At 56.4% G+C, this 16,367-nt stretch carries 13 protein-coding genes and 1 tRNA gene; all 14 read right to left on the reverse strand.

Annotated features, from left to right (window positions below):
- Positions 1-506 (reverse strand): GTP-binding protein (locus tag AD665_RS18235; RefSeq protein WP_155514786.1); only part of this gene is annotated, 506 nt, incomplete at its 3' end.
- A gap of 31 nt (positions 507-537) precedes the next feature.
- A complete protein-coding gene (gene fusA, locus AD665_RS18240) occupies positions 538-2,640 on the reverse strand; it encodes an elongation factor G (protein ID WP_024776463.1) in 2,103 nt (700 codons plus the stop codon).
- Between the two features lie 30 nt (positions 2,641-2,670).
- Positions 2,671-3,141, reverse strand: a complete 471-nt coding sequence (rpsG, locus tag AD665_RS18245) for a 30S ribosomal protein S7 (protein ID WP_024776462.1) — start codon at positions 3,139-3,141, stop codon at positions 2,671-2,673.
- 103 nt (positions 3,142-3,244) lie between these two features.
- Positions 3,245-3,616 (reverse strand): 30S ribosomal protein S12, encoded by a 372-nt coding sequence (rpsL, locus tag AD665_RS18250; RefSeq protein WP_003186084.1) that lies wholly within the window; start codon positions 3,614-3,616, stop codon positions 3,245-3,247.
- Between the two features lie 216 nt (positions 3,617-3,832).
- The gene (gene rpoC, locus AD665_RS18255) at positions 3,833-8,032 is read right to left on the reverse strand and encodes a DNA-directed RNA polymerase subunit beta' (RefSeq protein WP_024776461.1); all 4,200 of its coding nucleotides are present in this window, start codon (positions 8,030-8,032) and stop codon (positions 3,833-3,835) included.
- 64 nt (positions 8,033-8,096) lie between these two features.
- The gene (gene rpoB / locus AD665_RS18260; RefSeq protein ID WP_024776460.1) at positions 8,097-12,170 is read right to left on the reverse strand and encodes a DNA-directed RNA polymerase subunit beta; all 4,074 of its coding nucleotides are present in this window, start codon (positions 12,168-12,170) and stop codon (positions 8,097-8,099) included.
- A gap of 219 nt (positions 12,171-12,389) precedes the next feature.
- Positions 12,390-12,755, reverse strand: coding sequence for a 50S ribosomal protein L7/L12 (rplL, locus tag AD665_RS18265; protein WP_024776459.1), 366 nt, complete (start codon positions 12,753-12,755; stop codon positions 12,390-12,392).
- A 79-nt stretch (positions 12,756-12,834) separates the two neighbouring features.
- Positions 12,835-13,335 (reverse strand): 50S ribosomal protein L10, encoded by a 501-nt coding sequence (gene rplJ / locus AD665_RS18270; RefSeq protein WP_024776458.1) that lies wholly within the window; start codon positions 13,333-13,335, stop codon positions 12,835-12,837.
- A gap of 198 nt (positions 13,336-13,533) precedes the next feature.
- Positions 13,534-14,229 carry a 50S ribosomal protein L1 gene (gene rplA / locus AD665_RS18275; RefSeq protein WP_003186095.1) on the reverse strand — a complete coding sequence of 232 codons (696 nt, stop codon included), beginning with the start codon at positions 14,227-14,229 and terminating at the stop codon, positions 13,534-13,536.
- Positions 14,229-14,660, reverse strand: a complete 432-nt coding sequence (gene rplK, locus AD665_RS18280; protein WP_003176435.1) for a 50S ribosomal protein L11 — start codon at positions 14,658-14,660, stop codon at positions 14,229-14,231. The genes rplA and rplK overlap by 1 nt, the downstream gene beginning before the upstream one ends.
- Before the next feature lie 117 nt (positions 14,661-14,777).
- Positions 14,778-15,311 (reverse strand): transcription termination/antitermination protein NusG, encoded by a 534-nt coding sequence (nusG, locus tag AD665_RS18285; RefSeq protein ID WP_010443972.1) that lies wholly within the window; start codon positions 15,309-15,311, stop codon positions 14,778-14,780.
- Between the two features lie 9 nt (positions 15,312-15,320).
- Positions 15,321-15,689: a preprotein translocase subunit SecE gene (secE, locus tag AD665_RS18290; protein WP_024776457.1), complete on the reverse strand. Its 369-nt coding sequence runs from the start codon at positions 15,687-15,689 to the stop codon at positions 15,321-15,323.
- A 45-nt stretch (positions 15,690-15,734) separates the two neighbouring features.
- A tRNA-Trp gene (locus AD665_RS18295) sits at positions 15,735-15,810 on the reverse strand.
- Between the two features lie 53 nt (positions 15,811-15,863).
- A partial coding sequence (locus AD665_RS18300) for an EF-Tu C-terminal domain-related protein (RefSeq protein WP_080996597.1) occupies positions 15,864-16,367 on the reverse strand: 504 nt, incomplete at its 5' end.

Consider the following 16,367-nt stretch of genomic DNA (forward strand, 5'->3'; position numbering starts at 1 on the left):
GGAGTGTCATCACCTGGGAAGTCGTAAGTGCTCAGCAGGTCGCGCACCTCCATCTCAACCAGTTCCAGCAGCTCAGCGTCGTCAACCATGTCAGCCTTGTTCAGGAAGACAACGATGTACGGTACGCCTACCTGACGGGACAGCAGGATGTGCTCACGAGTTTGTGGCATCGGACCATCAGCGGCCGAGCAAACCAGGATCGCGCCGTCCATCTGGGCAGCACCGGTGATCATGTTTTTTACGTAGTCGGCGTGACCTGGGCAGTCAACGTGTGCGTAGTGACGCACGGCCGAATCGTATTCAACGTGAGCGGTGTTGATGGTGATACCGCGTGCTTTTTCTTCCGGGGCGCTGTCGATCTTGTCGAAGTCAACCTTGGCCGAACCGAAAACTTCGGAGCAGACGCGGGTCAGAGCAGCGGTCAGAGTGGTTTTACCGTGGTCAACGTGACCGATGGTGCCAACGTTGACGTGCGGTTTGTTACGTTCAAATTTTTCTTTAGCCACGACAATTAACTCCTAGCCTAAAGGGGCTGAATCAGCCTTGTTTTTTAACGATAGCTTCGACGACGTTCGACGGAGCCTCGGAGTATTTGGAGAATTCCATAGAGTAGCTCGCGCGACCCTGGGACATGGAACGAACGTCGGTTGCGTAACCGAACATCTCGCCCAGCGGAACCTCGGCACGGATAACCTTACCGGAAACCGTGTCTTCCATACCCTGGATCAGACCGCGACGACGGTTCAGGTCACCCATCACGTCGCCCATGTAGTCCTCAGGTGTTACGACTTCAACCTTCATGATCGGCTCAAGAACAACACCGCCACCCTTGGTAGCCAGTTGCTTGGTCGCCATGGAGGCCGCCACCTTGAACGCCATCTCGTTGGAGTCGACGTCGTGGTAAGAACCATCGAACACGGTAGCCTTCAGGCCGATCAGCGGATAGCCGGCGACAACGCCGTTCTTCATCTGCTCTTCGATACCCTTCTGGATAGCAGGGATGTATTCCTTCGGAACCACACCACCGACTACTTCGTTCACGAACTGCAGACCTTCCTGACCTTCGTCAGCAGGCGCAAAACGGATCCAGCAGTGGCCGAACTGACCACGACCGCCGGACTGGCGAACGAACTTGCCTTCGATCTCACAAGCCTTCGTGATCTTCTCACGATAGGAAACCTGTGGCTTACCGATGTTGGCTTCGACGTTGAACTCGCGGCGCATCCGATCAACCAGGATGTCCAGGTGCAACTCACCCATGCCGGAGATGATCGTTTGACCAGTCTCTTCATCGGTCTTGACGCGGAAAGACGGGTCTTCCTGAGCAAGTTTGCCCAGAGCGATACCCATTTTTTCCTGGTCATCCTTGGTTTTCGGCTCAACGGCAACCGAGATAACCGGCTCCGGGAAGTCCATGCGAACCAGGATGATTGGCTTGTCAGCGGAGCACAGGGTGTCACCAGTGGTGACGTCCTTCATGCCGATCAGGGCCGCGATGTCGCCAGCGCGTACTTCCTTGATCTCTTCGCGGGTGTTTGCGTGCATTTGCACCATACGACCCACGCGCTCTTTCTTGCCCTTGACCGAGTTGATCACGCCGTCGCCGGAGTTCAACACGCCCGAGTAAACGCGAGCGAATGTCAGGGTACCCACGAATGGGTCGGTAGCGATCTTGAACGCCAGAGCCGAGAACGGCTCGTTGTCGTCTGCATGACGCTCCATTTCGACAGTCTCGTCATCCGGGTCGGAACCCTTGATGGCTGGAATGTCGACCGGTGCAGGCAGGTAGTCGATAACGGCGTCGAGAACCAGGGGAACACCCTTGTTCTTGAAGGAAGAACCGCAAACAGCCAGAACGATTTCGCCAGCGATAGTACGCTGACGCAGAGCAGCCTTGATCTCTTCGATCGACAGCTCTTCGCCTTCCAGGTACTTGTTCATCAGCTCTTCGTTGGCTTCGGCAGCAGCCTCAACCATGTTGCTGCGCCACTCTTCAGCCAGCTCTTGCAGCTCGGCCGGGATCGGACCGCGAATGGCAGCCATACCCTTGTCGCCGTCGTTCCAGCGAACAGCTTCCATGGTCATCAGATCGATCTGACCTTCGAAGTTGTCTTCGGAACCGATAGCCAGCTGGATAGGCACCGGGGTGTGACCCAGACGCTGCTTGATCTGACCGATCACGCGCAGGAAGTTGGCACCAGCACGGTCCATCTTGTTCACGTAAACAAGACGCGGAACGCCGTATTTGTTGGCTTGACGCCATACGGTTTCAGACTGAGGCTCAACACCGGAAGTACCGCAGAACACAACAACAGCGCCGTCGAGTACGCGCAACGAACGCTCTACTTCAATGGTGAAGTCAACGTGGCCGGGGGTATCGATGATGTTGAAGCGGTGCTTAGGGAATTGCTTGTTCGAGCCTTCCCAGAAAGCAGTAGTAGCAGCGGAGGTAATGGTAATACCCCGCTCCTGCTCTTGTACCATCCAGTCCATGGTCGCGGCGCCATCATGCACCTCGCCCATTTTGTGGTTTACGCCCGTGTAGAACAGGACGCGCTCGGTGGTAGTGGTTTTACCCGCATCCACGTGAGCAACGATACCAATGTTACGGTAGCGTTTAATATCGGTTGTACGAGCCATAAAGCCCTCGCAAATTGAGTGACGCTAAAATTAGAAGCGGTAGTGCGAGAAAGCCTTGTTGGCCTCAGCCATACGGTGCACGTCTTCACGCTTCTTAACTGCAGCACCTTTACCTTCAGCAGCGTCCAGCAGCTCACCAGCCAAACGCAGAGCCATGGACTTCTCGCCGCGCTTGCGGGCGAAGTCTACGAGCCAGCGCATGGCCAGAGCGTTACGACGGGACGGACGAACTTCGACCGGAACCTGGTAGGTAGCACCGCCTACGCGGCGCGACTTCACTTCGACCAGCGGAGCGATGGCGTCGAGTGCTTTTTCGAAGAGTTCCAGGGGATCGGAGTTCTTACGCTCTTTAACTTTTTCCAGCGCGCCATAAACGATACGTTCGGCAACGGCTTTCTTGCCGCTTTCCATTACGTGGTTCATGAACTTGGCGAGAATCTGGCTTCCGTATTTCGGATCGTCCAGAATCTCACGTTTGGCTGCTACGCGACGTCTTGGCATTGATAAGCCCTCAAACGGTCTTCAGGTTAGCCCGGGACAGCAAACGCGTGCCCGACCTTACTCTTATCGACTCAATAAAAATGAAAAACTGCAAAACGACCGATTACTTCGGACGCTTGGTACCGTACTTCGAACGACCCTGGTTACGACCTTTAACGCCGGAGGTATCCAAGGAGCCGCGAACGGTGTGGTAACGAACACCTGGCAAGTCTTTTACACGACCGCCGCGGATCAGTACCACGCTGTGCTCTTGCAGGTTGTGGCCTTCACCGCCGATGTACGAGGAAACCTCGAAACCGTTGGTCAGACGCACACGGCATACTTTACGCAGTGCCGAGTTAGGTTTTTTCGGCGTGGTGGTATACACACGGGTGCATACGCCACGACGTTGCGGGCAGTTCTGCAGCGCAGGTACGTCGGATTTCTCGACGATACGCTTACGCGGCTGACGTACCAGCTGGTTGATAGTTGCCATCTACTAGCTCCACTGTTGTCTTGCGACGCTATTGTCTTACAAGAAAAGCAAAATGGCAGGAACGAATTCCCGCCAAATTTAGGGGATCAAGAGTCTAAAGAGGATCTTGTCCCCAGTCAAGGCAAGGCCCCGACCTCCCCCCTCGCCGGATCTCGACAATTTGTCTCGATCCGGCGAATGGGGCGACCAGGGCCAGGCACTTAATTACCGCAGAACTCAGTTACCGCTCGAGTTCAACGCTTCGGTCAGTGCAGCTTCCACTTCACTGGCGCTTACGCGCAACGGCTTGTCTGCATCACGGCGACGCTTGCGCTCGCTGTGATAGGCCAAACCGGTACCAGCCGGGATCAGACGACCCACGACCACGTTTTCCTTCAGGCCGCGCAGGTAATCGCGCTTGCCGGTAACCGCCGCCTCGGTCAGTACCCGGGTGGTTTCCTGGAAGGAAGCCGCCGAGATGAACGATTCGGTGGACAACGACGCCTTGGTGATACCCAGCAGAACGCGGGTGAACTTGGCGACAAACTTGTCTTCCGTGCTCAGGCGCTCGTTCTCTACCAGTACGTGAGTCAGTTCCATCTGGTCGCCCTTGATGAAGCTGGAGTCACCGGACTCGGAGATCTCAACTTTACGCAGCATCTGACGCAGAATGGTCTCGATATGCTTGTCGTTGATCTTCACGCCTTGCAGACGGTAAACGTCCTGGATCTCGTTCACGATGTACTTGGCCAGCGCACTCACACCCAGCAGACGCAGGATGTCGTGTGGATCGCTCGGGCCGTCGGAGATAACTTCGCCGCGGTTTACCTGTTCGCCTTCGAAGACGTTCAGGTGACGCCACTTCGGAATCAGCTCTTCATACGGATCGCTACCGTCGTTCGGGGTGATAACCAGACGGCGCTTGCCCTTGGTCTCTTTACCGAACGCGATGGTGCCGCTGACTTCAGCCAGAATCGACGCTTCTTTCGGACGACGGGCTTCGAACAGGTCGGCAACACGCGGCAGACCACCGGTGATGTCACGAGTCTTCGAAGTTTCTTGCGGGATACGAGCGATAACATCACCGATCGCGATCCGCGCACCGTCCGCTACACCGACCAGGGCGTTGGCTGGCAGGAAGTACTGAGCGATTACGTCAGTGCCTGGCAGCAACAGGTCCTTGCCGTTGTCGTCGACCATCTTCACGGCTGGACGGATGTCCTTGCCGGCAGCTGGACGATCTTTGGCGTCAAGTACTTCAATGTTGGTCATACCGGTCAATTCGTCGGTCTGACGCTTGATCGTGATGCCTTCTTCCATGCCCACGTAGGTCACGGTACCTTTCATCTCGGTGACGATCGGGTGAGTGTGCGGATCCCACTTGGCCACGATTGCGCCAGCTTCGACCTTGTCACCTTCCTTCACCGAAATCACAGCACCGTAAGGCAGCTTGTAACGCTCGCGCTCACGACCGAAGTCGTCCGCGATCGCCAGCTCACCCGAACGGGATACAGCTACCAGGTGACCATCCACACGCTCAACGTGCTTCAGGTTGTGCAGACGGACAGTACCGCCGTTCTTCACCTGAACGCTGTCGGCTGCGGAGGTCCGGCTTGCCGCACCACCGATGTGGAACGTACGCATCGTCAGCTGGGTACCCGGCTCACCGATGGACTGGGCAGCAATAACGCCGACCGCTTCACCGATGTTCACCTGATGACCGCGAGCCAGGTCGCGACCGTAGCACTTGGCGCAGATGCCGTAGCGGGTTTCACAGCTGATCGGAGAACGCACGATCACTTCGTCGATGCTGTTGAGTTCGATGAACTCGACCCACTTCTCATCGACCAGGGTGCCAGCAGGAACGATCACGTCCTCGGTACCCGGCTTGAAGACGTCACGGGCAATGACACGACCCAGTACGCGCTCACCCAACGGCTCAACAACGTCACCGCCTTCAATGTGCGGCGTCATCAGCAGGCCATGTTCGGTGCCACAGTCGATCTCGGTCACGACCAGATCCTGCGCCACGTCAACCAGACGACGAGTCAGGTAACCGGAGTTCGCCGTTTTCAACGCGGTATCCGCAAGACCCTTACGAGCACCGTGCGTGGAGATGAAGTACTGGAGTACGCTCAAACCTTCACGGAAGTTCGCTGTAATCGGGGTCTCGATGATGGAACCGTCCGGCTTGGCCATCAGGCCACGCATACCGGCGAGCTGACGGATCTGCGCAGCAGAACCCCGTGCGCCCGAGTCGGCCATCATGTACATCGAGTTGAAGGATTCCTGGTCAACTTCTTCGCCATGACGGTCGATGACTTTCTCTTTCGAGAGGTTGGCCATCATCGCCTTGGAAACTTCGTCGTTCGCCTTGGACCAGAGGTCGATCACCTTGTTGTACTTCTCGCCCTGGGTTACCAGGCCGGAGGCGTACTGACTCTCGATCTCCTTCACTTCCTCGGTAGCAGTACCGATGATGCGGGCTTTTTCATCAGGGATAACGAAGTCGTTAACACCGATGGAAACGCCGGAGATGGTCGAATAGGCAAAACCGGTGTACATCAGCTGGTCAGCGAAGATCACGGTCTCTTTCAGACCCACCACGCGATAGCACTGGTTGATCAGCTTGGAGATCGCCTTTTTCTTCATCGGCAGGTTGACGACGTCGAAGGACAAACCTTTCGGCACCACCTGGAACAACAGCGCACGACCGACGGTAGTGTCGACGATACGGGTGTTGGTCACGCTGTTGCCGTCACGATCGTTCACGGTTTCGTTGATCCGCACCTTGACCTTGGCATGCAGTGCGGCTTCGCCAGCACGGAACACACGGTCAACTTCCTGCAGATCCGCGAACACACGACCTTCGCCCTTGGCGTTGATCGCTTCACGAGTCATGTAGTACAGACCCAATACAACGTCCTGCGACGGAACGATGATTGGCTCACCGTTGGCTGGCGACAGGATGTTGTTGGTAGACATCATCAACGCGCGCGCTTCGAGCTGGGCTTCCAGCGTCAGCGGCACGTGCACGGCCATTTGGTCGCCGTCGAAGTCGGCGTTGTACGCAGCACAGACCAGTGGGTGCAGCTGGATAGCCTTACCTTCGATCAGTACCGGTTCAAACGCCTGGATACCCAGACGGTGAAGGGTCGGTGCACGGTTGAGCAACACTGGGTGTTCGCGAATCACTTCGGCGAGAACGTCCCAGACCTCTGGCAGCTCGCGCTCGACCATCTTCTTCGCAGCCTTGATGGTGGTCGCCAGACCACGCATTTCCAGCTTGCCGAAAATGAACGGCTTGAACAGTTCCAGAGCCATCTTCTTAGGCAGACCGCACTGATGCAGACGCAGGGTCGGACCCACGGTAATTACCGAACGACCGGAGTAGTCAACGCGCTTACCGAGCAAGTTCTGACGGAAACGACCCTGCTTACCCTTGATCATGTCAGCCAGGGACTTCAGAGGACGCTTGTTGGAACCGGTGATAGCACGGCCACGACGACCGTTGTCGAGCAATGCGTCGACAGCTTCCTGCAACATACGCTTTTCGTTGCGCACGATGATGTCCGGAGCGGACAGGTCGAGCAGGCGCTTCAAGCGGTTGTTACGGTTGATCACCCGACGATACAGATCGTTTAGGTCGGAAGTCGCGAAACGACCGCCATCGAGCGGAACCAGTGGACGCAGATCTGGCGGCAGAACCGGCAGAACGGTCAGCACCATCCACTCTGGCAGGTTGCCGGAGCCCTGGAAGGCCTCCATCAACTTCAGACGCTTGGACAGCTTCTTGATCTTGGTCTCGGAGTTGGTTTGCGGAATCTCTTCACGCAGACGGCCAATCTCGTGCTCCAGGTCGATCGCGTGCAGCAGTTCGCGGACAGCTTCGGCACCCATGCGGGCATCGAAATCGTCGCCGAATTCTTCCAGCGCCTCGAAATACTGCTCGTCGTTCAGCAGCTGACCTTTTTCAAGGGTGGTCATGCCTGGATCGATAACGACATAGCTCTCGAAGTAGAGAACGCGCTCGATATCACGCAGGGTCATGTCCATCAGCAGGCCGATACGGGACGGCAGCGATTTCAGGAACCAGATGTGGGCAACCGGCGACGCCAGCTCGATGTGCGCCATGCGCTCACGACGAACTTTTGCCAGTGCAACTTCAACGCCGCACTTCTCGCAGATAACACCACGATGCTTCAAGCGCTTGTACTTACCGCACAGGCACTCGTAATCCTTTACCGGGCCAAAGATCTTGGCGCAGAACAGGCCATCACGCTCAGGTTTGAACGTACGGTAGTTGATGGTTTCCGGCTTTTTTACTTCACCGAACGACCACGAACGGATCATCTCAGGCGAGGCCAATCCGATACGGATGGCGTCGAACTCTTCGACTTGACCCTGGTTTTTCAGCAAATTCAGTAGGTCTTTCAAGGCCTTTCCTCCTGGCGGAGCAGAGAGCGGGCAGGACAGCCCCGCTCTCGATTCGCGTCACGTGTTATTCGGTTTCCAGATCGATATCGATGCCGAGGGAACGAATTTCCTTGATCAACACGTTGAAGGACTCGGGCATGCCCGGCTCCATACGGTGATCGCCGTCCACGATGTTCTTGTACATCTTGGTCCGACCGTTCACATCGTCCGACTTCACTGTGAGCATTTCTTGCAGAGTGTATGCAGCACCGTATGCTTCCAGTGCCCAGACCTCCATCTCCCCGAAACGCTGACCACCGAACTGCGCCTTACCACCCAGCGGCTGCTGGGTAACCAGGCTGTAAGAACCGGTAGAACGAGCGTGCATCTTGTCGTCCACCAAGTGGTTCAGCTTCAGCATGTACATGTAGCCAACGGTAACCGGACGCTCGAACTTGTTGCCGGTACGACCATCGAACAGCTGCATCTGGCCGCTTTCTGGCAGATCTGCCAGTTTCAGCATGGCCTTGATTTCAACTTCCTTGGCACCGTCGAACACCGGAGTGGCCATTGGAACGCCGCCCTTGAGGTTCTTCGCCAGATCCAGGATTTCCTGGTCGGAGAAGCTGTCGAGCTCTTCGTTACGACCGCCGATCTCGTTGTAGATCTCGTGCAGGAACTTGCGCAGGTCAGCGACCTTGCGCTGCTCTTCGAGCATGCGGTTGATCTTCTCGCCCAGACCCTTGGCCGCGAGGCCCAGGTGGGTTTCAAGGATCTGACCGACGTTCATACGCGAAGGTACGCCCAGCGGGTTGAGGACGACGTCGACCGGAGTGCCGTTGGCATCGTGCGGCATGTCTTCAACCGGCATGATCACGGAGACCACACCCTTGTTACCGTGACGACCAGCCATCTTGTCACCCGGCTGGATGCGACGACGGATTGCCAGGTAGACCTTGACGATCTTCAGTACGCCCGGAGCCAGGTCATCGCCCTGCTGCAGCTTGCGCTTCTTGTCTTCGAACTTGTCGTCCAACAGGCGACGGCGATCAACGATGTAAGCCTGAGCCTTCTCGAGCTGCTCGTTCAACGCGTCCTCAGCCATGCGCAGTTTGAACCACTGGCCATGCTCAAGACCGTCGAGGACTTCGTCGGTGATTTCCTGACCTTTCTTCAGGCCGGCGCCGCCTTCGGCCTTGTGGCCAACCAGCGCTGCACGCAGACGTTCGAAAGTTGCACCCTCAACGATACGGAACTCTTCGTTCAGGTCCTTGCGGATTTCGTCGAGCTGAGTCTTCTCGATGGACAGTGCACGTGCATCACGCTCAACGCCGTCGCGAGTGAAGACTTGTACGTCGATGACGGTACCCTTGGTGCCAGTAGGCACGCGCAGGGAGGTGTCCTTAACGTCGCTGGCCTTCTCACCGAAGATGGCACGCAGCAGCTTTTCTTCCGGAGTCAGCTGGGTCTCGCCTTTCGGTGTGACCTTGCCGACCAGGATGTCGCCAGCGCCTACTTCGGCACCTACATAAACGATACCGGCTTCGTCCAGCTTGTTCAGCGCAGCTTCACCCACGTTCGGGATGTCCGCAGTGATTTCCTCTGGGCCAAGCTTGGTGTCACGGGCCACACAGGTCAGTTCCTGGATGTGGATCGTGGTGAAGCGGTCTTCCTGAACCACACGCTCGGACAGGCAGATGGAGTCTTCGAAGTTGAAGCCGTTCCACGCCATGAACGCGATGCGCATGTTCTGACCCAGCGCCAGCTCACCCATGTCGGTGGACGGGCCGTCAGCCATGATGTCGCTGCGCTGGACCCGATCACCCTTGCTCACCAGCGGACGCTGGTTGATGCAGGTGTTCTGGTTCGAGCGGGTGTATTTGGTCAGGTTGTAGATGTCGACACCGGCTTCGCCCGGCTCCACTTCGTCATCGGCAACACGAACCACGATACGACTGGCATCGACGGAATCGATCACGCCGCCACGACGAGCCACGACGCAAACGCCGGAGTCACGGGCAACGTTACGCTCCATGCCGGTACCTACCAGCGGCTTGTCGGCACGCAGGGTCGGTACAGCCTGACGCTGCATGTTCGAACCCATCAACGCACGGTTGGCGTCGTCGTGCTCGAGGAACGGGATCAGCGACGCTGCGACCGAAACAACCTGCTTGGGCGACACGTCCATCAGGGTGACGTCTTCCGGCGCCTTGACGGTGAACTCGTTCAGGTGACGAACAGCTACCAGCTCGTCGATCAGCACCTTCTTGTCGTTCATCGTGGCCGAGGCCTGAGCGATAACGTGATCGGCCTCTTCGATGGCGGACAGGAACACGATCTCGTCGGTGACCAGAGCGTCTTTCACCACACGGTACGGGCTCTCGAGGAAGCCGTACTGGTTGGTACGCGCATAGGCGGCCAGGGAGTTGATCAGACCGATGTTCGGACCTTCCGGCGTTTCGATCGGGCAGACGCGACCGTAGTGGGTCGGGTGTACGTCACGAACTTCGAAGCCTGCGCGCTCACGGGTCAGACCACCTGGGCCGAGTGCGGAGACACGACGCTTGTGGGTGATCTCGGACAGCGGGTTGTTCTGGTCCATGAACTGGGACAGCTGGCTGGAACCGAAGAACTCCTTCACCGCCGCCGCTACCGGCTTGGCGTTGATCAGGTCTTGCGGCATCAGGCCTTCGCTTTCAGCCATCGACAGACGTTCCTTGACCGCGCGCTCTACACGCACCAGGCCAACACGGAACTGGTTCTCGGCCATTTCGCCTACGCAGCGAACGCGACGGTTACCCAGGTGGTCGATGTCATCGACGATGCCTTTGCCGTTACGGATGTCGACCAGGGTCTTGAGTACTGCAACGATGTCATCCTTGTTCAGCACGCCCGAACCTTCGATCTCGGTACGACCGATACGACGGTTGAACTTCATCCGGCCGACCGCAGACAGGTCATAGCGCTCAGGACTGAAGAACAGGTTGTTGAACAGCGTTTCCGCGGCATCCTTGGTTGGTGGCTCGCCAGGACGCATCATGCGATAGATCTCGACCAGCGCTTCCAGTTGGTTGCCGGTGGAGTCGATCTTCAACGTATCGGAGATGAACGGACCGCAGTCGATATCGTTGGTGTACAGAGTTTCGATACGAACGACCTGAGCCTTGACGATTTTCGCCAGGATCTCGGTGCTCAGTTCGGTGTTGCACTCTGCGAGGATTTCGCCGGTAGCCGGGTGCACGATGACCTTGGCCGTGGTGCGACCGAGGACGTAGTCCATAGGCACCTGCAGCTCTTTGATCCCGGCCTTTTCCAGCTGGTTGATGTGGCGAGCGGTGATACGACGACCCTGCTCGACAATAACCTTGCCCTTGTCGTCCTGGATATCGAGGACCGCGATTTCACCGCGCAGGCGCTGAGGCACCAGTTCCAGGCTGAGGTTTTCACCCTGCACATGGAAGACGTTGGTGGTGTAGAACGCGTCCAGAACTTCTTCCGTGGTGTAGCCGAGCGCACGCAGCAATACCGATGCTGGCAGTTTGCGACGACGGTCGATACGCACGAATACGCAGTCTTTCGGGTCGAACTCGAAGTCCAACCAGGAACCGCGGTAAGGAATGATGCGCGCGGAGTAGAGCAGTTTTCCGGAGCTGTGCGTCTTGCCACGGTCGTGGTCGAAGAACACGCCCGGAGAACGGTGCAGCTGGGAAACGATTACACGCTCGGTACCGTTGATTACGAAGGTACCGTTCTCAGTCATCAGGGGGATTTCACCCATGTAGACTTCTTGCTCTTTGATGTCCTTGATCGCTTTGTTCGACGATTCTTTGTCGAAAATGATCAGGCGCACTTTCACCCGCAAAGGTACGGCGTAAGTTACACCGCGCAATACGCATTCTTTGACATCAAATGCCGGTTCGCCCAGGCGATAACCGACGTACTCCAACGCAGCATTGCCGGAGTAGCTGATGATCGGGAAAACGGATTTGAAGGCCGCATGCAGGCCCACGTCGCGGAACTGATCTTTAGTCGCTCCCGCTTGCAAGAATTCACGATACGAATCCAGCTGGATGGCCAGGAGGTACGGCACATCCATGACGTCCGGCAACTTGCTAAAGTCCTTGCGGATACGTTTTTTCTCAGTATATGAGTAAGCCATCAGCGTTCCCCAGCTTGGTCACCTGCTTGTTTGGCTCCCCCCGACGGGAGCAGCCAGAAAATCGTGCAAACCCCATGGTTTGCGCCACCGCCTCGGGTGGTTACAGCTCGTCATCAACACCGACCCAATCGGCTGCCAATAACGGAAAAAGGCCGGTGGCAAGAGCCACCAGCCATCAGCCTTTCGCTTGACGCTCGGGCTGGAGACGCAAGGTCGAAATTACTTAACTTCGACGGAAGCGCCTGCTTCTTCCAGCTTCTTCTTCGCGTCTTCAGCAGCTTCTTTCGAAACGCCTTCAGCGATAACCTGAGGAGCGGTGTCAACCTTCTCCTTGGCTTCTTTCAGACCCAGACCGGTCAGTTCGCGAACAGCCTTGATCACGTTGACTTTCTTGTCGCCAGCGGCGGTCAGAACAACGTTGAACTCGGTTTGTTCTTCAACGACAGCAGCTGGACCAGCAGCAGCAACGGTAGCAGCAGCGGCGGTAACGCCGAACTTCTCTTCCATTGCCTTGATCAGCTCAACGATTTCCATTACGGATTTTTCGCCGATTGCTTCGATGATTTGTTCGTTAGTCAGAGACATGACTCAATTCCTGAATTGGGGGATAGCCGGCACGGCCATCGAAATAAACAAAAATACGCGAGAAAGGAAACGCTCAGCCTCAGGCCGCAGCAGCTTCTTTCTGATCGCGAATTGCCGCCAGAGTACGAGCCAACTTGCTGGTAGCGCCTTGAATCACGCTCATCAGCTGAGAAATTGCTTCGTCACGGGTCGGCAGAGTTGCCAGTACGTCGATTTGGTTAGCTGCGAGGAACTTGCCCTCGAACGCAGCTGCCTTGATCTCGAACTTATCCTGACCCTTTGCGAACTCTTTGAAGATGCGGGCAGCAGCGCCCGGATGTTCTTTCGAGAATGCAATCAGGGTCGGGCCGACGAACGCGTCGTTGAGCACGTCATATTGAGTGCCTTCAACAGCGCGCTTCAGCAGGGTGTTACGTACGACACGTACATAAACACCAGCTTCGCGGGCCTCTTTACGGAGTCCGGTCATAGCGCCTACTGTTACGCCACGGGCATCAGCCACGACAGCGGACAGAGCGACTTTGGCAGCCTCGTTGACTTCAGCGACGATGGCCTTCTTGTCTTCGAGTTTAATTGCCACGGGTTTAACTCCTGCTTGTTACCGTTTCATCCGATCGGAACCGAATGTCGTTTTGGTGTCTGATTCGGTAAGGAACCGGGAGCACCATCTGCGTAGGCTGTTGGTTTAAGACTTGCGTCGCCTACGGTCTTGGATAGCCCCCGCCAGGCAGGGACCCCAATTTTTCAATTGGCGCAATTGCTTGCGCCAATCTGTGTCTTACGCGTCGAGCGAGCTCTGGTCGATGACCAGACCTGGGCCCATGGTGGTGCTCAGGGTAACGCGCTTGACGTAGATACCTTTCGAGGAAGCCGGCTTGATACGCTTCAGATCAGCGATCAGCGCTTCAACGTTTTCCTTCAGCTTGACGGCGTCGAAACCGATCTTGCCAACGGAGGTGTGGATGATGCCGTTTTTGTCGGTGCGATAACGAACCTGACCAGCCTTGGCGTTCTTGACCGCGGTGGCTACGTCTGGCGTTACGGTGCCGACTTTCGGGTTAGGCATCAGACCACGTGGACCGAGGATCTGACCCAACTGACCCACAACGCGCATGGCATCAGGGGATGCGATTACTACGTCATAGTTCAGGTCGCCGCCTTTCATTTCAGCAGCCAGATCGTCCATGCCTACGCGATCAGCGCCGGCAGCCAGAGCAGCTTCAGCTGCTGGGCCCTGGGTGAAAACAGCAACACGGACAGTCTTGCCAGTGCCGTGTGGCAGCACGGTAGCGCTACGAACGACCTGGTCGGATTTACGTGGGTCAACGCCCAGGTTTACAGCAACGTCGAACGACTCGCTGAACTTGACAGTCGACAGCTCAGCCAGCAGGGCCGCGGCGTCTACAAAGTTGTAGGCCTTGCCTGCTTCGATTTTGCCGGCGATAGCCTTTTGACGCTTGGTCAGCTTAGCCATTACACACCCTCCACGTTAAGGCCCATGCTACGAGCAGAACCGGCGATAGTACGCACGGCTGCATCCATGTCAGCTGCAGTCAGATCCGCGTTTTTGGTTTTCGCGATTTCTTCCAGCTGAGCGCGGGTAACGGTGCCAACCTTAACGGTGTTTGGACGAGCGGAACCGCTGGTCAAACCTGCAGCCTTCTTCAGCAGAACCGAAGCAGGGGTGCTCTTTGTTTCGAAAGTGAAGCTACGGTCGCTGTAGACAGTGATAATCACTGGAGTCGGCAGACCTGGCTCAAGACCCTGAGTACGGGCGTTGAAAGCCTTGCAGAATTCCATGATGTTCACGCCGTGCTGACCCAGAGCAGGACCAACAGGTGGGCTTGGGTTAGCCTGAGCGGCCTTCACTTGCAGCTTGATGTAAGCGGTAATCTTCTTGGCCATGAGGCACTCCAATTACGGGTTCGAACGCCTCGAAAGGCTCCCCGGTTACTTGCGCGTTTATCCCAGTGACGACAAAACCCCACAGCCTTGGGCTGCGGGGTTGGGATGCCTGTTCGATCAGACCTTTTCGACCTGACTGAACTCGAGCTCTACCGGAGTAGAGCGACCGAAAATGAGCACTGCGACCTGAATCCGGCTCTTTTCGTAGTTAACTTCTTCAACCGTGCCATTGAAATCAGCGAATGGACCATCAGTGACTCGCACCACCTCACCTGGCTCAAACAGTGTTTTCGGCTTCGGCTTGTCGCTACCATCAGCAACACGACGCAGAATTGCTTCTGCTTCTTTATCCGTGATTGGTGCAGGCTTATCAGCAGTACCACCGATAAAGCCCATCACCCGAGGGGTATCCTTGACCAAGTGCCAAGTCCCTTCGTTCATATCCATCTGCACCAGCACATAACCTGGGAAGAATTTGCGTTCGCTTTTGCGCTTCTGGCCATTACGCATTTCAACCACTTCTTCAGTGGGAACCAGAATTTCGCCAAAGCCATCTTCCATGCCAGCCAGCTTCACACGCTCTATCAGCGAGCGCATAACATGCTTCTCGTAACCCGAGTAAGCATGCACAACGTACCAACGCTTAGCCACGGGACACCCTTAGCCAACAATCAAGGAAACGAGCCAACCGAGCAGGGAATCAAGCCCCCACAACAGCAACGCCATAACCAGAACGACAGCCACAACGATCAACGTGGTCTGCGTGGTTTCTTGGCGAGTCGGCCATACGACTTTACGAATCTCGGTGCGAGCTTCCTTAGCGAGTACAAAGAAAGACTTGCCCTTGGCTGTTTGCAGACCTACAAAGGCGGCAACAGCAGCGATAGCAAGCAATGCGAGTACACGGTACAGGATCGGCGAAGCAGAAAAATACTGATTGCCAACAACGCCAACAACCACCAAAGCGACTACCACTAGCCACTTGAGCAGATCGAAGCGAGAGCCTTGAGCTTCAGCTTTAGGAGTCATCTATGAAGATCCTGTGAAAAGAAAGCCAGACACACCGAGTGAATCTGGCAGGTCAGGAGGGAATCGAACCCCCAACCTACGGTTTTGGAGACCGTCGCTCTGCCAATTGAGCTACTGACCTAAAACAAAATCAGGCCGACCATTATGCCGGCCCGAAAAAGACATTACAACTATTTACTCGATGACTTTGGCTACGACGCCAGCGCCGACGGTACGACCGCCTTCACGGATAGCGAAACGCAGACCATCTTCCATCGCGATGGTTTTGATCAGAGTGACAGTCATCTGGATGTTGTCACCCGGCATTACCATTTCAACGCCTTCTGGCAGCTCGCAGTTACCAGTCACGTCAGTTGTACGGAAGTAGAACTGTGGACGGTAGCCTTTGAAGAACGGAGTATGACGGCCGCCTTCTTCCTTGCTCAGAACATAAACTTCTGCAACGAACTTGGTGTGCGGCTTGACGGTGCCTGGCTTGACCAGAACCTGGCCACGCTCAACGTCGTCACGCTTGGTGCCGCGCAGCAGCACGCCGCAGTTCTCGCCAGCACGACCTTCGTCCAGCAGCTTGCGGAACATTTCAACGCCGGTGCAGGTAGTTTTCTGAGTGTCGCGCAGACCGACGATCTCAACTTCTTCCTGGATGCGGACGATGCCACGCTCAACACGACCAGTCAC

This window comes from Pseudomonas corrugata, assembly GCF_001269905.1.
In the GTDB taxonomy this organism is placed as follows: domain Bacteria; phylum Pseudomonadota; class Gammaproteobacteria; order Pseudomonadales; family Pseudomonadaceae; genus Aquipseudomonas; species Aquipseudomonas corrugata.

Excerpts from the sequence above, each read along its gene's own strand:
- rpsL (WP_003186084.1), bottom strand. The coding sequence starts at position 3,616 with ATGGCAACTATCAACCAGCTGGTACGTCAGCCGCGTAAGCGTATCGTC.
- rpsG (WP_024776462.1), bottom strand. The coding sequence starts at position 3,141 with ATGCCAAGACGTCGCGTAGCAGCCAAACGTGAGATTCTGGACGATCCG.
- rplL (WP_024776459.1), bottom strand. The coding sequence starts at position 12,755 with ATGTCTCTGACTAACGAACAAATCATCGAAGCAATCGGCGAAAAATCC.
- rplA (WP_003186095.1), bottom strand. The coding sequence starts at position 14,229 with ATGGCTAAGCTGACCAAGCGTCAAAAGGCTATCGCCGGCAAAATCGAA.
- secE (WP_024776457.1), bottom strand. The coding sequence starts at position 15,689 with ATGACTCCTAAAGCTGAAGCTCAAGGCTCTCGCTTCGATCTGCTCAAG.
- rplK (WP_003176435.1), bottom strand. The coding sequence starts at position 14,660 with ATGGCCAAGAAGATTACCGCTTACATCAAGCTGCAAGTGAAGGCCGCT.
- fusA (WP_024776463.1), bottom strand. The coding sequence starts at position 2,640 with ATGGCTCGTACAACCGATATTAAACGCTACCGTAACATTGGTATCGTT.
- rpoB (WP_024776460.1), bottom strand. The coding sequence starts at position 12,170 with ATGGCTTACTCATATACTGAGAAAAAACGTATCCGCAAGGACTTTAGC.